This is a genomic window from Halostella salina, assembly GCF_003675855.1.
Classification (GTDB): Archaea; Halobacteriota; Halobacteria; order Halobacteriales; family Natronoarchaeaceae; genus Halostella; species Halostella salina.
Window position 1 is genome coordinate 170373 of record NZ_RCIH01000005.1, and the last position, 19519, is coordinate 189891.

At 70.3% G+C, this 19519-nt stretch carries 24 protein-coding genes; 15 read left to right on the forward strand and 9 right to left on the reverse strand.

Going from position 1 to position 19519, the window contains the following annotated elements; translation table 11 throughout:
- Nucleotides 1–44: 44 nt before the first annotated feature.
- A complete protein-coding gene (locus tag D8896_RS11460; protein WP_121822238.1) occupies nt 45–335 on the forward strand; it encodes a transcriptional regulator in 291 nt (96 codons plus the stop codon).
- 108 nt (nt 336–443) lie between these two features.
- The gene (locus tag D8896_RS11465; RefSeq protein WP_121822239.1) at nt 444–584 is read left to right on the forward strand and encodes a rubrerythrin-like domain-containing protein; all 141 of its coding nucleotides are present in this window, start codon (nt 444–446) and stop codon (nt 582–584) included.
- Between the two features lie 37 nt (nt 585–621).
- Here the strand turns inward: D8896_RS11465 and D8896_RS11470 are convergent, their stop codons facing one another.
- From D8896_RS11470 to D8896_RS11495, 6 genes are all read right to left on the reverse strand, one after another.
- Nucleotides 622–1044, reverse strand: a complete 423-nt coding sequence (locus D8896_RS11470) for a Rieske (2Fe-2S) protein (RefSeq protein ID WP_121822240.1) — start codon at nt 1042–1044, stop codon at nt 622–624.
- Nucleotides 1045–1115: 71 nt separating this feature from the next.
- On the reverse strand, nt 1116–1976 hold the full coding sequence (locus D8896_RS11475; RefSeq protein ID WP_121822241.1) for an aminotransferase class IV: 861 nt from the start codon (nt 1974–1976) through the stop codon (nt 1116–1118).
- Nucleotides 1961–2608 carry an anthranilate synthase component II gene (locus D8896_RS11480; RefSeq protein WP_121822242.1) on the reverse strand — a complete coding sequence of 216 codons (648 nt, stop codon included), beginning with the start codon at nt 2606–2608 and terminating at the stop codon, nt 1961–1963. Before D8896_RS11480 ends, D8896_RS11475 begins: the two co-directional genes overlap by 16 nt.
- Complete coding sequence (gene pabB / locus D8896_RS11485) at nt 2605–4170, reverse strand: aminodeoxychorismate synthase, component I (protein WP_121822243.1); 1566 nt, start codon at nt 4168–4170, stop codon at nt 2605–2607. Before pabB ends, D8896_RS11480 begins: the two co-directional genes overlap by 4 nt.
- Before the next feature lie 39 nt (nt 4171–4209).
- Nucleotides 4210–4752, reverse strand: coding sequence for a helix-hairpin-helix domain-containing protein (locus tag D8896_RS11490; RefSeq protein WP_121822244.1), 543 nt, complete (start codon nt 4750–4752; stop codon nt 4210–4212).
- 45 nt (nt 4753–4797) lie between these two features.
- Nucleotides 4798–5598 carry a shikimate dehydrogenase gene (locus D8896_RS11495; RefSeq protein ID WP_121822245.1) on the reverse strand — a complete coding sequence of 267 codons (801 nt, stop codon included), beginning with the start codon at nt 5596–5598 and terminating at the stop codon, nt 4798–4800.
- Nucleotides 5599–5685: 87 nt separating this feature from the next.
- Here D8896_RS11495 and D8896_RS11500 point away from each other — a divergent pair, with 87 nt between their 5' ends.
- The 5 genes from D8896_RS11500 (at nt 5686) to D8896_RS11520 (ending at nt 10249) form a co-directional block, all read left to right on the forward strand.
- Nucleotides 5686–6990, forward strand: a complete 1305-nt coding sequence (locus D8896_RS11500; protein ID WP_121822246.1) for a sodium:calcium antiporter — start codon at nt 5686–5688, stop codon at nt 6988–6990.
- Nucleotides 6991–7034: 44 nt separating this feature from the next.
- Nucleotides 7035–8354 (forward strand): D-aminoacyl-tRNA deacylase, encoded by a 1320-nt coding sequence (locus D8896_RS11505; RefSeq protein ID WP_121822247.1) that lies wholly within the window; start codon nt 7035–7037, stop codon nt 8352–8354.
- A 79-nt stretch (nt 8355–8433) separates the two neighbouring features.
- A complete protein-coding gene (gene ftsZ, locus D8896_RS11510) occupies nt 8434–9567 on the forward strand; it encodes a cell division protein FtsZ (protein ID WP_121822248.1) in 1134 nt (377 codons plus the stop codon).
- Nucleotides 9568–9638: 71 nt separating this feature from the next.
- Nucleotides 9639–9809, forward strand: a complete 171-nt coding sequence (locus D8896_RS11515) for a protein translocase SEC61 complex subunit gamma (RefSeq protein WP_121822249.1) — start codon at nt 9639–9641, stop codon at nt 9807–9809.
- Between the two features lie 2 nt (nt 9810–9811).
- Nucleotides 9812–10249 (forward strand): transcription elongation factor Spt5, encoded by a 438-nt coding sequence (locus D8896_RS11520; protein ID WP_121822250.1) that lies wholly within the window; start codon nt 9812–9814, stop codon nt 10247–10249.
- A 243-nt stretch (nt 10250–10492) separates the two neighbouring features.
- Here the strand turns inward: D8896_RS11520 and D8896_RS11525 are convergent, their stop codons facing one another.
- Entirely contained in the window at nt 10493–10792 is a 300-nt protein-coding gene (locus tag D8896_RS11525) for a DUF7565 family protein (protein WP_121822251.1), read from the reverse strand.
- A gap of 95 nt (nt 10793–10887) precedes the next feature.
- On the opposite strand from D8896_RS11525, the gene D8896_RS11530 reads away from it, so the two are divergent.
- Together D8896_RS11530 and D8896_RS11535 are read left to right on the forward strand one after the other, a co-directional pair.
- Nucleotides 10888–11664: a PHP-associated domain-containing protein gene (locus D8896_RS11530; RefSeq protein WP_240452027.1), complete on the forward strand. Its 777-nt coding sequence runs from the start codon at nt 10888–10890 to the stop codon at nt 11662–11664.
- 37 nt (nt 11665–11701) lie between these two features.
- Nucleotides 11702–12304 (forward strand): J domain-containing protein, encoded by a 603-nt coding sequence (locus tag D8896_RS11535; RefSeq protein WP_121822252.1) that lies wholly within the window; start codon nt 11702–11704, stop codon nt 12302–12304.
- A gap of 24 nt (nt 12305–12328) precedes the next feature.
- Here D8896_RS11535 and D8896_RS11540 read toward each other — a convergent pair whose 3' ends face one another.
- Nucleotides 12329–13111 carry a DUF7839 domain-containing protein gene (locus tag D8896_RS11540; protein WP_121822253.1) on the reverse strand — a complete coding sequence of 261 codons (783 nt, stop codon included), beginning with the start codon at nt 13109–13111 and terminating at the stop codon, nt 12329–12331.
- 143 nt (nt 13112–13254) lie between these two features.
- Here D8896_RS11540 and artA point away from each other — a divergent pair, with 143 nt between their 5' ends.
- Both artA and D8896_RS11550 read left to right on the forward strand, forming a co-directional pair.
- Nucleotides 13255–14220 (forward strand): archaeosortase A, encoded by a 966-nt coding sequence (artA, locus tag D8896_RS11545; RefSeq protein ID WP_121822254.1) that lies wholly within the window; start codon nt 13255–13257, stop codon nt 14218–14220.
- A complete protein-coding gene (locus D8896_RS11550) occupies nt 14217–14903 on the forward strand; it encodes a metallophosphoesterase (RefSeq protein WP_121822255.1) in 687 nt (228 codons plus the stop codon). Before artA ends, D8896_RS11550 begins: the two co-directional genes overlap by 4 nt.
- On the opposite strand, the gene D8896_RS11555 is transcribed toward D8896_RS11550, so the two are convergent.
- Nucleotides 14898–16184, reverse strand: coding sequence for an NAD(P)/FAD-dependent oxidoreductase (locus D8896_RS11555; RefSeq protein WP_121822256.1), 1287 nt, complete (start codon nt 16182–16184; stop codon nt 14898–14900). The genes D8896_RS11550 and D8896_RS11555 overlap by 6 nt on opposite strands.
- Before the next feature lie 171 nt (nt 16185–16355).
- Between D8896_RS11555 and D8896_RS11560 the strand changes: the two genes are divergently transcribed.
- The 4 genes from D8896_RS11560 to D8896_RS11575 all read left to right on the forward strand — a co-directional run bounded on the left by D8896_RS11560 (nt 16356) and on the right by D8896_RS11575 (nt 19480).
- Nucleotides 16356–16718 (forward strand): DUF7344 domain-containing protein, encoded by a 363-nt coding sequence (locus D8896_RS11560; protein ID WP_162991543.1) that lies wholly within the window; start codon nt 16356–16358, stop codon nt 16716–16718.
- A gap of 62 nt (nt 16719–16780) precedes the next feature.
- Nucleotides 16781–17974, forward strand: a complete 1194-nt coding sequence (locus D8896_RS11565; protein WP_121822258.1) for a threonine synthase — start codon at nt 16781–16783, stop codon at nt 17972–17974.
- A 115-nt stretch (nt 17975–18089) separates the two neighbouring features.
- Nucleotides 18090–18782, forward strand: coding sequence for a metal-dependent transcriptional regulator (locus tag D8896_RS11570; protein WP_121822259.1), 693 nt, complete (start codon nt 18090–18092; stop codon nt 18780–18782).
- Nucleotides 18779–19480 (forward strand): TMEM165/GDT1 family protein, encoded by a 702-nt coding sequence (locus D8896_RS11575; protein ID WP_121822260.1) that lies wholly within the window; start codon nt 18779–18781, stop codon nt 19478–19480. The genes D8896_RS11570 and D8896_RS11575 overlap by 4 nt, the downstream gene beginning before the upstream one ends.
- Nucleotides 19481–19519: the final 39 nt, after the last annotated feature.

The following is a 19519-nucleotide window of genomic DNA, read 5'->3' on the forward strand; positions in this document are numbered from 1 at the left end:
AGTCGCCTGCAAGACCTATGATCCCCGAGCCGTTCGGTTCCTCCATGCGCGAGGCCGACGCAACCACTCGCGAGCGGATCGCCGACCGACTCCGCGGGGAGACGCTCTCCGCGAGCGCGCTCGCGGCCGAGTTCGACGTGACGACCGACACCGCACTGACCCACGTCGAGCACGTCGCGAAGTCGCTCGACGGCACCGGCGAGCAGCTTCTGGTCGCGCCCCCCGAGTGTCGGGACTGCGGGTTCTCGGACTTCGACGACCCCGCCAACCGCCCGTCTCGCTGCCCCGAGTGCAAGAGCGAGGCCGTCGCGGAGCCGTCGTTCCGGATCGAGTGACTTCCTCCCGTCCGTCCAGTTCCGAGGACGAAGGGCCCTGGGACGACATTGGAGTGTTCTAGGCGTTTTAGGGTTCACGTTAACCCTTCCCACACCATATGGCTGAATATGCGACCGACTAACGTGACCAGCAACGAGACGGTGTACGAATGTTTCGAATGCGGGGCGCGGACCGGTGCCGCCGACGCCGGACGATGTAGCGAGTGCGGCGGGGAACTGCTGAACCTCGGCGTCTCGCGGGACCTCTGACGGCGGCGGTGAGACCGCCCTCCGTCCGCCGAAGCCGCTAGTTACCGGAGAAGTCGATTCGACTCCCGGTAGAGAGATCCACGTCGCTCGCCGGGCCGATCCCGTCGAACTCGAAGCGGTCGTCGGTGAGGTACACTCCGCCGTCGGCGACGGTCACGTCGACGGGGTCCAGATTGGCCCCCTCGCAGGGGCCGTGTGTGCACTCGCCGTCGCCCGGCCGGAACGTCGCACCGTGTTTCGCACAGAGCAGTTCGCCGTCCCGAACCGACGCGCCGGATCCCCTGTCGAGGCGGACGTCGGTCCAGTGCGGGCAGTAGTTGCGCCAGGCGGCAACCGAGCCGTCGCCGCCCAGTCGCGTCAGGATCACCTCGTCCTCGTCGAACCCGTCCCGGACGGAACAGAGCAGGGTCCCGTCGTCGGGCACCGCGTCCACGTCCGCGATCCGGTCGGCCTCGTCCATACGCCTCCCAGCCGCGCCGAGGGTTTGAATCGTGCGAAAGCGACCGGCGCGCACGCCAACGGTTGGCCGCGCTACTCGTAGTGGCGGCGCTCGACGAGCCTGTCGAACAGCTTCGACAGCAGCTGCGTCACCGGGCCGCCGCCGACCTCGATGCCGTCGACGGTGGCCACCGGCCGGACCTCCCACGTCGTGTTCGTCAGGAACGCCTCGTCGGCCTCCCGCACGTCCTCCGGGTCGTAGCGCCCGGCGTGGCTCGGGACGTCCGTCTCGCGCTCGGCCAGGTCCAGCACGACAGCCCGGGTGATCCCCGGCAGGATGGGAAGCTCCTCGCTCGGCGTGTGGAGGCCGCGGTTGTCGACGAAAAAGAGGTTGCTCGTCGCCCCCTCCGCGACCGAGCCGTCTGGACCGCGCAGGAGCGCCTCGTCGCCGTCCGTCAGTTCGCGCCGCGCGAGGATCCCGTTCAGGTAGTTGTGCGTCTTGGCGTCGGACGGGAGCGCTGCGTCGTCCGGCTTTCTGGTCTTGACCGTCTGGAGGTCGGCCGGGCCGTCCGGGACCGGCGTCCCGTCGACGCCGCCACGCGGGAGTTCTGCGGCGGTCACGACGACCGTCGGGTCGACCTCGGGGTCCGGCGTCAGCTTCCCCGGCTGGACGCCGCGAGTGATCGCGAGGCGGACGGACGCATCGGCGAGGCCGTTCGCGTCGAGCACCTCCTGAACGCGAACCCGCAGGTCGGCGTCCGAGACGCCGTGGTCGATGCCGAGCGTCTCGCAGGTCCGGTGGAGCCGGTCGAGATGCGCGCCCCACTCGAACACCTCGCCGCCGTACACCCGGATCGTCTCGAACGCCGCGTCGCCGTACCGGAACCCGCGGTCGCGGACGCTCACCGTCGCCTCTTCGGCCGGGACGAGTTCGCCGTTTACGTGATACTGCATACGAAGTTCTGGATCAGTCGCTTGCCGGCGTCGAGCGAACGGGCGTCGTCGCCGCCGCGCTCGCCCGTGCCGGTGAGGATGCTTTCGGGGTGGAACTGGACGCCGACGTGCGGCTTCGACTCGTGACGGACGCCCATCAGGACGCCGCGCTCGTCGTCGGTCCGGGCCGTCTCGACCAGGGGGGCCGGCAGGTCAGCTCGCTCAACCGCGAGGGAGTGGTAGCGCCCGGCTTCGAGCGGGTCCGCAAGGTCAGCGAACACGCCCCGGCCGTCGTGGGTGACCTGTGAGGGCTTGCCGTGAACCACGTCCGGCGCGTGGCCGACCTGCGCGCCGTGGGCGGCACACAGCGCCTGATGGCCGAGACAGACGCCGAGCGCCGGGTAGTCGGTCTCCGCGAACAGCGGCACCGAGACGCCGGCCTCTGCCGGCGTTCCGGGGCCGGGCGAGACGACGACGCCGTCGGGGTCCAGCTCGCGGACCCCGGCGACGTCTATCTCGTCGTTTCGCCGGACGACGACGCCGTCATTGGTTGCGTCGTCGTCCACACCGTCTCGGTTTCCGGCCACCGCCTCGCCGACGTACTGCACGAGGTTGTACGCGAAGGAGTCGTAGTTGTCGACGACGAGGATCACGGCGGACCACCGTCCGTGGTCGCGCTCGACGGCTGGGAATCGCGTCCGTCGCCGCCCTCTACTGCGAGCGTGGCGCGGTCGCCCAGCGCCTCGTCGACGGCGGTCACGAGCGCCCGCGCCTTGTCGAGCGTCTCGTCGTACTCGCTGTCGGGGTCGGAGTCGTCGACGACGCCCGCCCCGACGCGCAGGCCGTACTCGTCGCCGTGTCGGACCAGCGTCCGGATGACGATGTTCAGTGTCGCGCGCCCGTCGAAGCCGAAGATCCCGACGCTGCCGGTGTACGGGCCGCGTCTGGTCGCCTCCACCTCGTCGATGATCGCCATCGTCCGTGGCTTGGGCGCGCCGGTGATCGTGCCGCCGGGGAACGTCGCCGCGACGGCGTCGGCGAGCGTCGCGTCGTCCCGCAGCGTCCCGGCGACCGACGAGACCAGATGCATCACCTCGGCGTAGCGGTCGACGCGGCGGTACTCCTCGACCGCGACGCTGCCGTACGCACAGACCTTGCCGAGGTCGTTGCGCTCCAGGTCGACCAGCATCGCGTGCTCTGCGCGCTCCTTCTCGTCGCTCGTCAGGTCGGCTTCGAGCCGTTCGTCCGCCGCCGCTGTGTCGCCGCGCGGCCGCGTCCCGGCGATCGGCTCCGTCCGGACGCGGTCGCCCTCGCGCTCCAGCAGGAGTTCGGGGCTGGCGCTCACCAGGTCGACGCCTGGGAACTCCAGCAGCGCCGAATAGGGCGCGGGGTTCACCTCGCGGAGCGCGTCGAACGCCGCGACCGGATGGACCGCGGCGGGGGCGGTCAACCGCTGTGAGACGTTGGTCTGGAACGTCTCGCCGTCGCGGATCCGCTGTTTGACCGTCCGTACGCGCTCGGCGAACGTCTCGCGGCCGCAGTCGCTCTCGAACGTCACCTCGTCCGCGTCCGCCGGCGGGGGTTCGACGCCGCGGTCGCCGTCGACGGCCTCGCGGGCGAGCGCCATCGCGCGATCCCGACCGCGGTCGAACGTGTCGTCCGGGTCGCCGTCGACCCGGGGACAGGCGGTCACGCGGAGAACGACCCCGTCCGACCCATCACCGTCGCGCGGCTCCTCCCATGTAGCCAGCCGGTCGTACGCCGCGACCTGCAGGCGCGGCAGGCCGCGGTCGTCGGCCGTCGCGTCGGGCAGGTCCTCCAGTTCGCGGGCGATATCGTAGGAGAGCCAGCCGACGACGCCGCAGGGGTACGGCACGTCGCAGTCCCCACGGACGAGGCGCTCGCCGTCGAGCAGGTCCGCGAGCGCCCCGAGCGACCGTGACCCTGCCGCACGGGACGCGGAGTCGTCGTCGGCATCCGAGACGTCGATCGACACTCGCTCGACCGGGTCGACCGCGAAGTGGCCCCAGCCCGACTGGCCGCCGGTCGTCGCGAGGTACGCGTCCCCGCCGTCGCCGCGGCGCGCGCGTCGGTACGCGGTGAACGGGTCCGAAACCCGGATTTGGACCTCGACCGGAACGCGGGCGTTCGACGGAGCCGCGGCTGCCGTCCGTCGATACGACGCCCTGTCGGTCACGAGCACCGGGTCAGTCACGGTCGCAGTTGGGGCGACGGGCACTAACTCGGTTGCGGTTTACCGGACCTTCGCCCGCTCGACCCACTCGCTGACCCGCTTCTCCGAGAGGTCGGTCTCCGCGGCCACCGACTCGGGGTCGGCCTCGGCGAGTTCGGTGATCGTCTCGATGCCGGCGTCGGCGAGCCGCTCGGCGTAGGCCGGGCCGATGCCCTTGATCTCGTCGACCGGGTCCCCGGCCGGTTCCTCCTCGCCGTCCTCGGCGTCGGCCTCGTCGGTCGGTTCGTCGTCGGTGTCTTCGGTCGAGTCGTCCTCGGCGTCGGCAGCCGATCCGTCGTCGGCATCCTCGGTCGGGTCCGTCGACTCGGCGTCGTCGGCCGAGCCGTCCGCGTCAGCGTCGGTGTCCGCCTCGTCGGCTTCGGTCTCCGAGTCATCCTCGTCGTCGGATTCGGTCGTCGTGTCGGTGCCTTTCACCGCCGCCTCCGTCTCGGCGTCCGGCGACTCCGCCGGTTCGCGCTCGACCGTCACGCCGATGTCGCGCTCCCGGTCGGACTCGTCGTTGTCGTCGAACCCGAGCAACGATTTCAGCTTTTTCAGTACCATTGCCTGACAGTAGATAGTCGGACTACTTAAACTCGTCCGCCCCGGTCAGAGCCGCGCCCGGAGCGCCGCGTCCATGGTCTCGACCGGGGCATCCCGGCCGGTCCAGCGCTCGAACGCCGCCGCACCCTGGTACAGCAGCATCCGCGCGCCGTCGACGGTCGTCGCGCCTGCGGCGTCGGCGTCCCGGAGCAGGCGCGTCTCCAGCGGCGTGTAGACGGCGTCGAGCACCGTCAGGCCGCCGTGGAGCGCGTCCGCGGGCACCGGCGTCGCGTCCTCCTCCATCCCGACGCTGGTCGCGTTGACGAGCACGTCGGCGTCGGCCAGTAGTTCGGGGAGCGCGTCGAGACCGTGCCCCGACGCGTCCGGCACGGCGTCGGCGAGGTCGTGGGCCGTCGATTCGGTTCGGTTGGCGACCCTGACGGTCGCTCCGGCGTCCGAGAGGCCGAAGGTGACCGCCCGACCCGCGCCGCCCGCGCCGACGACTACCGCGGTCGCGCCGGCTACGTCGGTCCCGGCGTCCGCGAGCGCCCGGCGCGCGCCCTCGGCGTCGGTGTTGTGCCCGGTGGGGCGGCCGCCGCCGAAGTCGACCGTGTTCACCGCGCCGATCCGGGCCGCGAGGTCGTCCGGGTCGACGGCGTCCAGCACCGCCTGCTTGAACGGGATCGTGACGTTCAGCCCCGCGACGCCGAGCGCGTCGGCTCCCCGGACGGCGGCCGCAGCCTCGTCCTTGGCCGGTTCGAACGTGACGTACCGGGCGTCGATGTCGAGCGCGTCGTACGCCGCTTCGTGCATCGGCGGCGACAGCGAGTGGCCGACGGGGTTGCCGACCAGTCCGAACACCTGCATGGCTCGTACGCCGGTTCGTGTGACAATAACTGGTCCGCTTGCCGGACAACGCAAGAACTACCTGTACCGTGGGTCAGGCTTGGATCGATGACCAGTCGGATCCGCCATCCGCTCACTGCGGTCGCCGTGACGACCCTCCTGACGCTGCCGTGGGTCGGTATCTACGCGACCGACAGCGTCGATGCGCTTGGAAACGTCGGAACCGTGGCCATAAGCGGTCTCTCCGTCCTCGCGGCGTCGTTCCTGCTCGCCTGGGGTGCCGAGACGGCCGAGAAGGACGTGCCACGCGCCTTCGCCATCGCCGTCCTCGCCGTCCTCGCGGTTGCCCCCGAGTACGCGGTCGACGCGCTGTACGCGTGGCAGGCCGGACAGGGGCGTGCCGGCGCGGGCGACCTCGCGGTCGCCAACATGACCGGCGCGAACCGCATCCTCATCGGTCTCGGGTGGTCGGGAATCGCGCTGTTTTCGATCTACCGTGCCAAGACCAGCGGCGACGTGGCCGTCGAACACAACGACGGGTTCCTGAACGACGCCGTCCTGCTCGACCGGAGCATCGCCACCGAGGTCTTCTTCCTCGCGCTGGCGACGCTGTGGGCGTTCTTCGTCCCGCTGAACGGCGGCATCGACGCGCTCGACATGCTGATACTCGTCGGCATCTACGTCGTCTACATCGGTATCGTCATCCGCGGCGACCCCGACGAGGAGGAGGCCCACGTCGGCGTCCCGGCGTACCTCCAGAAGACGCCGGCGTTCGTCCGGATCCCCTCGGTCCTCGCGCTGTTTGGCTACTCCGGCTTTCTCATCCTGACGGCCGTCGAGCCGTTCGCGATCGGACTCGAACACATCGGCGTCGACTACGGCATCCCCGAGTTCTTCATGATCCAGTGGGTCGCACCACTGGCCAGCGAGAGCCCCGAACTCATCGTGACGGCGTACCTCGTGAACAAGGCCCGGACGACGGCGGCGTTCAACGCGCTCATCTCCTCGAAGCTGAACCAGTGGACGCTGCTGATCGGGACGCTCGGCATCGTGTTCAGCATCTCGCAGGGGGCCTACGGCGTGCTGGAGTTCAACCAGAAGCAGGCGGCCGAGATCTGGATCACGGCCGCCCAGAGCTTCTTCGCGCTGGCCATCCTGATCAACTTCCGCATCTCGATGCGGGAGGCGGTCGCGCTGCTGGTGCTGTTCGTCTCGCAGGTGCTCATCGAGTACCTGCACATCCAGGGGGTCGTCGAGTTCATCAGCACGTACGACCTGCTCATCGCGTACACGGCCCTCTACATGGTCGTCGGGAGCGCGATGTTCCTCGCCCGCATGGACGACGTGCGCACCGTCGGCCGGATCGCCCGGGCGAACGCGACGGGGAACCAGCCGGCGGTCGACTCCGACTGAGCGCTTCGACACGCTTTTTTCCGCGCTCCGCCGACCAACGCCCAGTGATAGCGATCCTCGTCAGCCGCGCCGACTCGGCCTCGGAACACCTCGGCGAGCGCCTGCTCGAACTCGCCGGCTGGGACCGACGGACCGACGACACCCGCCCCGACGCCGCCGGCGGCGGCGAGTACTACCGGACCGACGGCTTCGAACTGCGGACGTTCGACGACCTCCACCTGTACGTCGACGACGCGGCGGCGGCGTTCGACGACCCGGACCTGCTCGTGTTCGCGTCGCGCCACGCCGGCGAAACCGGCCCGCTCCTGACCGCCCACTTCACGGGCAACTTCGGCCCGGCGGAGTACGGCGGCGAGTCCGGTGATCTCGCGGCGGCCTGTCCGAACGCCCACGCGGCCGTCGTCGATGCGTTCGCCGACCACGCGCCCGAGGGCTACGAGGTCGGGATGGAGTGTACCCACCACGGTCCCAGCGCGGTCGGCGTCCCGTCGATGTTCGTCGAACTCGGCAGCGGCGAGGACGAGTGGGACGACCCCGAGGGAGCACGCGCCGTCGCGCGCTCCATCCTCGACCTGCGCGGCGTCGCCCCGGACCGCGATCGAACGCTGGTCGGCTTCGGTGGTGGCCACTACGCGCCGCGGTTCACCCGTATCGTCCGCGAGACCGACTGGGCCGTCGGCCACGTCGCCGCCGACTGGTGTCTGGACGCGATGGGCGACCCGGAGTCGAACCGGGACGTGATCCGCCGCGCGTTCGAGGAAAGCGGCGCGTCGTACGCGGTCGTCGACGGCGACTACCCCGCGCTGGAACGGACGGTCGCGGATCTGGGCTACCGCGTCGTGAGCGAGACGTGGGTCCGGGAGGTCGGGGACCGCCCGCTCGACGCCGTCGAGGCGCTGGAGGACGCGCTGACGACGGTCGACGACGGCCTGCGGTTCGGCGACCGGTCGGCCGACGACGGCTTCGACCCCGTCTCCCTCCCGGCGGACCTGGTCGACGAGGCGCAGGGGATCGACGCCGAGGCCGCGCGGGCGGCGGTCGCCGGCGAAACCGTCGCCTTCGAGACGAGCGAGAACGGCAACCGGCTCGGGGCCAGTGCAGCCGTCCCCGCCGACGGGAGCCGCGACGCGGTCGTCGACGCGCTGGTCGCGGTGCTGGCCGAGGGGTACGACGAGGTGGGCCGCGCGGACGGCGCGGTCGTCGCCCGGGAGACGGCGTTCGACCCGTCGCTTGCCCGCGATCTGGGCGTGCCAGAAGGGCCGAAGTTCGGCAGGCTCTCGGCGGGCGAGCCGGTCACCGTCGACGGCGAGACGGTCGAACCGGCGGACGTTCGGGCCGAGCGAACGCGCCGGTTCGATCTCTAGGCCGCGCCTACCGCGTCCGACGCGCGTCCGCCGCCGGGGGGAAAGGTAATTAACCTGCATCAAATAGTGGGGGCCAAGAATGGATTCGATCGTAGACGAGGCAATCGACGAGGCCGAGGAGGAGGAGGGGGCGGACCCGCGAGACCCGGCGGCCCACGACGTGAACCAGACGGGGAAGATGACCGACGACGAGCTGAAGGACGTACTGGAGGACCTCCAGACGAACATCACGGTCATCGGCTGCGGCGGCGCGGGCGGCAACACCGTCGACCGGATGGCCGAGGAGGGGATCCACGGCGCGAAGCTCGTCGCGGCCAACACCGACGTCCAGCACCTCGTCGGCATCGAGGCCGACACGAAGATCCTGATGGGCGAGCAGAAGACGGAGGGCCGCGGGGCCGGCTCGCTCCCGCAGGTCGGCGAGGAGGCCGCCCTCGAATCCCAGGACGAGATCATGGACTCCATCGAGGGGTCGGACATGGTGTTCGTCACCGCCGGTCTCGGCGGCGGCACCGGCACCGGGAGCGCCCCCGTCGTCGCCAAGGCCGCCCGCGAGTCGGGCGCGCTCACTATCTCCATCGTCACGACGCCTTTTACCGCGGAGGGCGAGGTCCGCCGCACCAACGCGGAGGCCGGCCTTGAGCGCCTGCGCGACGTGAGCGACACCGTCATCGTCGTGCCGAACGACCGCCTGCTCGACTCCGTCGGCAAACTGCCCGTCCGGCAGGCGTTCAAGGTGGCCGACGAGGTGCTGATGCGCTCGGTCAAGGGCATCACCGAACTCATCACCAAGCCCGGCCTCGTCAACCTCGACTTCGCCGACGTGCGCACCGTGATGGAGCGCGGCGGCGTGGCGATGATCGGCCTCGGCGAGTCCGACTCCGACGCGAAGGCCCAGGACTCCGTGAAGACGGCGCTGCGCTCGCCGCTGCTCGACGTGGACATCTCCGGCGCGAACTCCGCGCTGGTCAACGTCACCGGCGGCAACGACATGTCCATCGAGGAGGCCGAGGGCGTCGTCGAGGAGATCTACGACCGGATCGACCCCGACGCACGCATCATCTGGGGCACCTCCATCGACGAGACGCTGGAGGGGTCGATGCGCACGATGATCGTCGTCACGGGCGTCGAGTCGCCGCAGATCTACGGCCGCAACGAGGCCGCACAGGAGGAGGCCTCCCAGCGCGCCGAGGACATCGACTACGTCGAATAGGGTCGTCGGCCCCGGTTCGTCCCCGCGCCCGGAGCAATAGATAGAAAAAGGCCCGCGCGTTACTGGCGGGCATGAAAGTCCCATACGACCTCACCTCGTACGTACGGGTGCTGAAGATGGCCAGCACCCCCTCCTGGGAGGAGTTCTCCCAGATCGCCAAGATCGCCGGTGCCGGCATCCTGCTGGTGGGCCTGCTCGGCTTCGTGATATTCGTGCTGATGTCGTTCGTTCCGGGGGCCTGACGATGCCGATCTACGCAGTCAAGACGACGGCGAGCCAGGAGCGCACCGTCGCGGACATGATCATGAACCGCGAGGAGGACGACATCCACGCCGCGCTCGCGCCCGACTCCCTGACGAGCTACGTGATGGTGGAGGCCGAGAACGACGGGATCATCTCCCGCGTGCTGGAGGAGATCCCCCACGCTCGCAGCATGGTCCCGGGCGAGAGCGGCATCTCGGAGGTCGAACACTTCCTCTCGCCCAAGCCGGACGTCGAGGGGATCGCCGAGGGCGACATCATCGAACTCATCGCCGGCCCCTTCAAGGGCGAGAAGGCGCAGGTCCAGCGCATCGACGAGGGCAAGGACCAGGTCACCGTCGAACTGTACGAGGCGACGGTGCCCATCCCCGTCACCGTGCGCGGCGACCAGATCCGCGTGCTGGATAGCGAGGAGCGCTGAGCGTAGCGAAAGCGCTCCTCGGAAAAGTCAAGCGGGGAGCGCAGCGACCCGCGAGACAGCGAAGAACGGTAGTTCTTCGGACCACGTGAACGGGCGCTTCGCGCCCGTGAACGGATAGCGAGGAGCGCTGAGCGCAGCGAAGCGTTCCTCGGAAAAGCCGAGCGGGGAGCGTATCGACCCGCGAGACAGCGAAGAACGGTAGTTCTCCGGACCGTATGAAGGAGTGTTGTCCGTCTTCGACGCCTACGCCGTCCCTTCCTCGTTCAGCCGGTCGACGACCTGCTGGAGGTCGGCCTCGGCCTCGATGGCCTCTTTCACCTGCTCGCGCTGGCGGACCGCCTCGGAGCCAGCGCCGTACGCGCGGACGTACTCCGCGCGGGTGTGCTCGTCGAACGCGTGGCGGATGGCGAGGTAGCCGTCCGGCACGACGACGCCGCACACCTTGCACTCGCGGCGCTCGTGGTCGTTCGTCTGGTGGACGATGGCGCTCTCCGCGTCGGCGAACTGCTCCCCGCACCCGTCGATGCCGCATTCCCAGGCCATTGCCGGGAGGATGTACGTCCCGCCGTATAGACCTTTCCGACCGGCGACGGGTCGAACCAGAACCCATAATGGGGGGCCTCTGAAACGTGGACTACGTGACGGAGAGCGACGTGGTCCGGGTCGACATGCACGTGAAGGTACTCGACGAGCGCGTCGTCCGGCGGGCCAAGGAGCGCGGACTGGACGCGCTGGTGTACGCGCCGCATTTCACCCGGCTTCCGGCCATCGAGGCGACGGCCGAGCGATACTCCGACGAGGAGCTCGCCGTCATCCCCGCGCGCGAGGTGTTCACCGGCGACTGGCGGAACCGGCAGCACGTCCTCGCGCTCGGTCTCGACGAGCCCGTCCCGGACTTCATCACGCTGGAGGGGGCGATGGCGGAGTTCCGGCGGCAGGACGCCGCGGTGCTCGTCCCCCATCCCGGGTTTCTGAACGTCAGCCTCGGCGAGTCCTCGATACGGCAGTACCGCGACACGATCGACGCGGTCGAGACGTACAACCCGAAGCTGACCCGCCGCGGAAACCGGCGGGCGCGCACCGTCGCGGTCCGGCAGAACCTGTCGCCGTTCGCCTCGTCGTACGCACATCTCCCGACGACGGTGGGGGAGGCGTGGACTGCCCTCAACGGCGACGCGGTCGGCGACGACGTGACGGCGGCGTCGATAGTGGCGGCGCTCAAGGCCGGCGCGGACCGACGTATCGACCACCGAAGCGGTCTCACCCACCGACGCAGTCGGATCGCGGAACAGGCACACCTCGTCTGGGAGAACACCTGGGGGAAGATAGACCGCGTGTTCCTCTCCGGGACCGAGCCGACCCACCCCCGACACATCGCCTACGACGGCGCGTTCGACGACATCGCGGCGTACTAACGGCAGGTTCTTTTGAGTTCGACCCCTAGCCGGCGGCGTGGTATCGGACTGGCTGTGGTCGCTCCCCGAGTGGCTGGTCGTCGGCCTGGCGCTCGGAGCGGCGTTTACCCTCGTCGCGATCGGCGTGTTCTTTGCGGGCGTGCGGCTGTTCCCGGCCTCCAACGAGTACGCGACCGACCGGAGCAGCGGCGACACCGGCGAGGCGAAGCGCCGCGCCGAGATCCGCGAGTACCTCCAGCTGATCGACGAACCGTACGCCGAAAACCAGGTCGTCGAGGGGCAGCGCGTCGCGTTCTACCTGCCACAGCGCGGGGTCGCGGTCACGTTCGACGCGCAGGCGTACTTCCGACTCGACGGCTCGTCGACGCGCGCGGTGCTGATCGAACACGAGATGCCCGGACTCCACCTCGGTGACCGCCTCCCGTTCGAGACGCCGGAACTGGAGCCGACGGTCGAATCGGCGGACCCGGTCGCCGCCGCGTTCGACACGCTCGACCTCCCGAGAGACGCGACGCCGGACGACGTGAAGGCCGCCTACCGGGACCGCGTCAAGGACGTGCACCCGGACCACGGCGGCGACGAGGAGGCGTTCCAGCGGGTCCGCGAGGCGTACGCGCTGGCCCGCGAGCACTCGACCTGACAGCCGGTCGGTCGCCGCACCCAGCTACGCCGCGTCGGTCACTTCGTACGGCGCGTCGGCGTCCCGGAGCGCGTCGGTCACCCGGCCGACGTTGTCGGCGGTCGCGACGACGACGGCGTCCAACCCGCGGCCGGCCGCGTCGGCGGCCACCTCGCCCGCGGCGAACGTCGTGTCCGCGTCGACGCCCGCGCGGTCGAGCGCGACGACCGCTTCCACCCCCGACGCGGTGACGACGCCGGCGTCGGCACAGATCCCGGCCAGCGCGTCGGCGTCGACCGCGCGGCTACCCCCCGACCGGACCGGCGGCACCTGGAGCACCGTCACCGACCCGGGGTCGAGGTCGATCACGCCCTCGAAGCCGGTGACGCCCACGTCGCCGCCCGCGTCGGCGTCGGTCGTCGCCACGCCGGTTGCCGGTCCCTCGTCGCCGGGCGTCGCGTGGAGCAGGCCGTCGACGAGCGACAGCGTCACGGCGTCGCCCTCGGCGATCCGGTCCGTTGCGACGGCGGCGTCCTCCTGGACGCTCCCGAGGATGTCCTCGGTGACGTGGTCGGCGAAGCGGCGCACGTCGGTCGCCTCCCGGAGGAGCCAGTCGACGCCCTCCTTGGTCACGCGGTAGCGCGACCGCCCCTCCTTCTCGACGAGCGCGTCGTCGACCAGTTCGCGGATGTACTCGCTGACCGCCTGGCTGGTGACGCCGACGGCGTCGGCGATCTCGCCCTGACTCACGGCGGGCTGACGGTCCGCGATCTCGACGAGGATGCGAAACCGCGTCGCGGCCCGCTTGTTCTCGAGGACGTCGGCCATGGTGTGTGGGTCGGCCGCGCGGCTAAAAAACCCCCACGACGGGCGGACGGTGTCGGCTCCCGGAACCGGTCCCGTTCCCGCGGTCGTGTGCGTTCGCCGGGATCCCGTCAAGTCTTTATTCCGACGCGACCACACCACAGAACGTGATCGTCCTCGCAGTCCCCGACGCGCTGGCCCCCGTCACCGCCGTCTCGGACCCGCTCGCCTGGGTCGTCGTGGTCGCGTTCGTGCTCGCGTCGGCCCTGACCTGGGCCGAGCGCCGGACGGCCGCCCGCTACCTCGCCAGCGGGACGTGGGGCCTCTTCGGCGTGTTCTGGCTCACGGTGTTCCCGACGTTCTGGTTCGAGATGCGCAGTCTCATCGAGGGGACGCTGTCGCTCGTGGCCGTCCCCGCCTGCATCTACACGGGCTACCTGCTGTACGACGGCCGCGAGTCACTGTTGACGCTCTCCCACGCCGTCGGCGTGATGGGGCTCATCTACCTGCCCGCCGAGACGATCCCCCTCGTGCGCCGGTTCCTCGTGGAGACGGTCGCCAGCCAGTCCTACGCCGTCATCACCGCGCTGGGCTACTCGCCCGAACTGGTGCCGGTCGACAAGGACGTGGCCGTTCAGGGGTACATGAGCATGTTCGTGTTCACGGACGCGACTGGCCACGAGTACACGACCCACATCGTCACCGCCTGCACCGGCATCGGGAGCATGGCCATCTTCGCCGGCCTCGTCGCCGCGGTCCGCGCGCCGCTGCGCCGGAAGGCGAAGGCGCTCGGTCTCGCGGTCGCGGTCATCTGGGTGTTGAACATCGCGCGCAACGTGTTCATCGCCATCGCCTTCGGCAACCAGTGGTTCCAGCAGGACCCGCTCGTGTACGTCGCCACCGAGTTCGCCGGCTATCAGGACCCGAACCTCACCTCGTTTTTCATCGCTGACCGGGTGATCAGCCAGAGCCTCTCGGTGGTCGCGCTGGTCGGCATCACGTGGCTCGTCGTCCGCGAACTCCCGGAACTGCTCGACGTGATCGAGGAGGCGCTGTTCGTGGTGACGGGCACGGAGTACGACCTTGCCGACGCGCTCGGCCAGCCGGTCCGGGCCGACGGCGGCGAGAAATGAAGTTCCGGGACCGCGCCTGCTACCTTCCGGACCCCGATTCGCTGGTCCTCACCGACCTCCACGTCGGCCGGGCCGCCGCCTCGAACGTCGAGTTCCCGCTCGGGGAGCGCGGGGAGCTGACCGACCGCATCGCCGCGCTCGTCAACGACGTCGCGCCCGCGGAGGTGGTCGTCGGCGGCGACCTGCTCCAGGCGTTCGACCACGTGCCCCACGGCGTCGCGGAGACGGTGGACCGGCTCCGGGCCACGGTCGACGCTGCCGGCGCGGACCTGGTCGTCACGCCCGGCAACCACGACAGCCAGCTCTCGGCGGTGTACGACGGCCCCACGGCCGACGAGTACCGCCTCGCGGACGGCGAGACGGTCGTCTGTCACGGCCACGAAGCGCCCGACGCGGATGCGGCGCGCTACGTCGTCGGGCACGACCACCCCGCCGTCGAGATCGAGGGGCGGAAGCGGCCCTGCTACCTCGTCGGCGAGGGCGTCTACCGCGGCGCGGACGTGGTGATGCTCCCGGCGTTCACCCGCCTCGCCGCCGGCGTCACGGTAAACGGGATGCACGCGGCGGACTTCGCCTCGCCGCTGGTCACCGACCCTGACGCGTTCCGCCCGGTGGTGTGGGACGGCGACGCCGGCGAGGCGCTGGAATTTCCGCCGCTCGGCGACCTGCGGTCCTTCCTATAGGTCGTCGAGGACGGCCTCGGCGGCACGGCGGCCGCTCTCCATCGCGCCGTTTATCGACGACCACGCGGTGTAGTCGCCGGCGAGGTACGTCGCGCCTGCCGGCGCGCGGACGCCGGGGAGCGACTCCCGGAACCCCGGCGGCTGGGCGAACTGCGCGAACGGGACGCGCTCGGTGCGGACGCGTTCGAGGTCGACGAAGCTGTGTTCGGGGTACCACGACGCCAGCGCCTCGTGGGTCAGGTCGGCCAGTTCCACGTCGCTCTCCTCGCGCTCGCCGAGGAACGTCGCCGCGAGCAGGGTCGTGTCGTCGGGCGCGTACTCCGGCGCGACGGCGGTCATGTCGACGACGTGGTTCGGGTCCGCTCCCTCGGCGTTCAGGATGAGTCGCTTGCCCGCGTCCAGTCGCTTCGCCGCCGGATAGGCGTAGTACTGCGTGACGCAGGCCCGCGCCTCGGTCGGCACCGCGTTGACGCCGGTCAGGTCCCGGGCCGACGGCGGGTCGGCGGCGACGACGGCCGCGTCGGCCGTCACCGTCTCGCCGCCGACGGTGACGGTCACGTCGCCCTCGCCGTTCGCGGTCCCCGCGGCGTCGACGCCGTCGACGGTCGCACCCGTCTCGATCCGCGCGCCGGCGTCGCGGGCGGCGGCCGCGAGCTGTTCGGGGATCGCCGCCATCCCGTCGGCGGGGACGGCGATCGCGCCCGACGAGAGCGCGCGGAACGTGTACTCGAACACGCGGCTGGACGTTTCGAGCGACCGGTCGAGCGTTATCCCGCCGTAGAACGGCGCGGCGAAGTTCTCGACGAACGCCGCGGAGAAGCCGTAGTCGCGGAGGTACTCGCGGATGGTCGTGTCGTCGCCCGCGAAGATGTCGCTGCTGGGTGTGTTCCCCAGTTCGCGCCGCAGTTTCAGCGTCAGCAGCTTGTCCCGCGTCGTCACCTCGCGGTTGAACAGCGAGTCGGTGAACGCGCCGAGGTCGCGGAACGGGTCCGAGAGGATCGACCGCTCGCCGGGCCGGGCGATGCAGGCCCCGGGCGTGAACCGCCGCAGCGAGAGCGCGTCGAAGTCGAGTTCGCGCTTCGCGGCCGGATAGGCAGTGAAGAGCACCTGGAACCCGCGGTCGAAGACGAACCCGTCCTCGCGGGTCGTGCGGACCCGGCCGCCGACCGAGTCCTCGCGCTCGAACAGCTGCACGTCGACCCCGGCGTCGGCGAGGCGTCGTGCGGCGACGAGTCCCGACAGGCCGCCGCCGACCACGGCGACGGTCGCGTCGTCTGACATGCCCGAACGGTGGGGCGCACGCCACAAAACGACTGCGAGACGCGCCGCCTCCGCCCGCGGCGTCGGCCGGTGGGTGGGACTGGGATCCAGTCACATGGTGACGTCGGGGGAACGACCCAAAATGGTTTGGAGCGGGGGTTAACCGGGTTCGGACGCTCGGTACGGGTGTCGATGAACATCGCACGCGCAACGTCATGGGAGGGGTCGGCGGCGAACGCGGAGCGCGAGGACGGCACTCCCGGGTCCACGCTCCGGAACGCCGTGTCGGAGCCGGAGCGGCGGTATCTGCTGCAGTACCTGCTGCTGAACAGGTACATGGTGACGCGGGCCGACGCCGCCGAAGAGGTCGCCGCACGCACGCAGGACACGGGCCGCGAGGCGGTGAGCGACGACGACCGAACGCGGGCCGAGATCCGGCTCGAACACGACCACCTGCCTCGGCTCGAAGCCGCCGGGATCCTGGAGTACGACAGGGCGAGCACGATGGTCGCGCTCCGACCCGACGCAGAGTCGGCTGTCAGGGCGGCGCTGTAGGACCGGCCGCCGTGCACCCGCGGAGAGACAGGCATTTGGTCGGCCCGGCCGGACTCCCGGCCATGGACACGACGGAGGCGTTCGTCGGACTGGACTGCGTGGACTGTGGCGAACGACACGATGCGGCGACGGCGACACACCGCTGTCCGGACTGCGGCGGCATCCTCGACCCGGCGTACGACTACGACGCGGTCGACATCGACCGGGCGACGCTCGCGGAGCGCCCGTTCGAGACGATGTGGCGCTACCACGAACTCCTCCCCTTCCCGCGCGATGCGGCCGTCTCGATGGACGAGGGGGCGACCCAGCTCGTCGACTGCCCGACGCTCGCGGACGAACTCGGCGTCGGGCGCGTGCTGATCAAGGACGAGGGGCGGAACCCGACAGGCACGTTCAAGGACCGCGGGCAGACCGTCGCGGTGACCGCGGCGGTCCAGCACGGTGCCGACGAGGTGGCGCTCGCCTCCGCGGGCAACGCCGGGCAGGCCGCGTCGGCGTACGCCGCGCGGGCCGGGCTGGACTCGAACGTCTTCCTCCCCTCGCGGGCCGGCTTCACGAACAAGGCGATGGTGAACGTCCACGGCGGCGAGATGACCGTCGTCGGCGGGCGCATCGGCGACGCCGGGGCGGCCTACGAGGACGCGCTGGCGGAGCACGACGACTGGTACCCACTGCAGACGTTCGTCACGCCATACCGTCACGAGGGGAAGAAGACGATGCTGTACGAGATCGTCGAGCAGGAGGACTGGGAGGTTCCCGACGCCGTGGTTTACCCGACCGGGGGTGGCGTCGGCCTCGTGGGTATGCACAAGGCCGCGACGGAACTGCGGGACCTCGGGCTGACCGACGACCTCCCCGCGATGTACGCCGCGCAGGCCTCGGGCTGTGCGCCGATCGTCGAGGCGTTCGAGGCGGGCCGGGAGCGCCACGAACCGGTCGAGACGCCGGACACTATCTGCGGCGGGATCGAGATCCCCGACCCCGGAGCCAGCCCCCTGATCCTCGAGGCGCTCCGCGAGAGCGACGGCGGCGCTGTGGCGACCGACGACGACGAGATCCTCGCGAGCGCGATCACCGTCGCACAGGAGGAGGGGATCGAGATGGGCGCGACCTGCGCCGCCGCGGCCAGCGGCGCGATGGAACTGGCAGAGCAAGGCGAGTTCGGTCCGAACGCCACCGTCGTCCTCCTGAACACCGGCGCGGGCAACAAGGACGACGACATCCTCCGGAGCCACCTGATGGGCCAGGGCGTGTAGGGGGCTGAACGACCGTCGACTCGCCGCCGCAGTTACCGTCGAGGTTTGGACGCTCGTTCGATCTCGTCTTAGACGGGACAGATATAAGCGTTAGACTAGTCTAAACCCGGGCGAGATGTTGAGCGACGTGATGGAGGACTATCTGAAATCGATCTACTACCTCGAACGTCACGAGGGTGCGCCGGTCGGCACCTCCCGGATCGCGGAGTATCTGGACGTGACCGCGCCGACCGTCACGAGTATGCTCGACAGCCTGGAGGAACGTGGGCTCATCGAGCGCGAGAAGTACAAGGGCGTGGAGCTGACGGCCGAGGGCGAGACGGTCGCCGTCGAGGTGGTGCGCCACCACCGCCTGCTGGAGGCGTACCTCACCGAACATCTGGACTACAGCTGGAGCGAGGTCCACGACGAGGCCGACGCGCTCGAACACCACATCAGCGAGGAGTTCGAGCGCCGCGTCGCGGAGGCGCTCGGCGACCCCGACGTGGACCCACACGGCGACCCGATCCCGAGTGCCGACCTGACGCCGCCGGAGGAGGACGACACGACGCCGCTGGCCGAGCAGGAGGTCGGCGCGACCGTCGAAGTCGCACGCGTCTCCGACCGCGACGAGTCCGAACTCCAGTATCTGGAGGACGCCGGCATCACGCCGGGCGTCCGGCTGACGGTGGTCGACGTCGCCCCGTTCGGCATGGTGACCGTCGAAACCGAGGCCGCCGACGAGCAGAGCCTGCCGGAGTCCGTCGCACGCTCGATCCGCGTGCGGGCGGCCAGCGACGAGTCCGTCGGCGAGGTGAGCCGTGCATGACCGGCTGGTGGGAGCTTGCGGTGATCGCCTTCGTCGCACAGCTGACGGTGCTGCCCGGCGAGAAGGTCCAGTTCATCATCGCCGGGCTGTCGACGCGGTACAACCCGCTCGTCGTCGTCGGGGCCGCCGGGACGGCGTTCGCCGGGTGGACGGCCGTCGAGATACTCTTCGGCCGCGCCGTCAGGACGGTCCTCCCGGGCGTCTACCTCGACGTCATCGCCGCCTCGCTGTTCCTCCTGTTCGCGTACCTGCTGTACCGTTCGGCCCCGGACCCCGGCGAGGGGTTCCCGGAGGCCCAGACCGACGGCGGCGTGGCCGGGTTCTCCGGTGACACACCGACCGTCCTGGGCCGCGAGGTGCCCCAGGCGTTCGGCGGGTTCCTCCCCATCTTCTCGATGATGGCCGTCGGCGAGTTCGGCGACAAGACCCAGATCATCACGATCACCCTCGCGATCGAGTACGGCGCGAGTTCGGCCATCTGGGTCGGCGAGATGCTCGCGATCATCCCCGTCAGCCTCGCGAACGCGTACCTGTTCCACCGGTTCTCGCACAAGTTCAACCTCCGGAAGGCACACTACGCCGCGGCGGGCCTGTTCGCCTTCTTCGGGCTGGACGGCTTCCTCGCGGTGACGACGGACTTCTCCATCTGGGAGACGGTGGTCGAGACCGTCTCGACGGCGCTGGTCGGCCTCGTCTGACCCTGCCGCAACCCGGCGGTTTTAGTTGCTCGGGGGCGA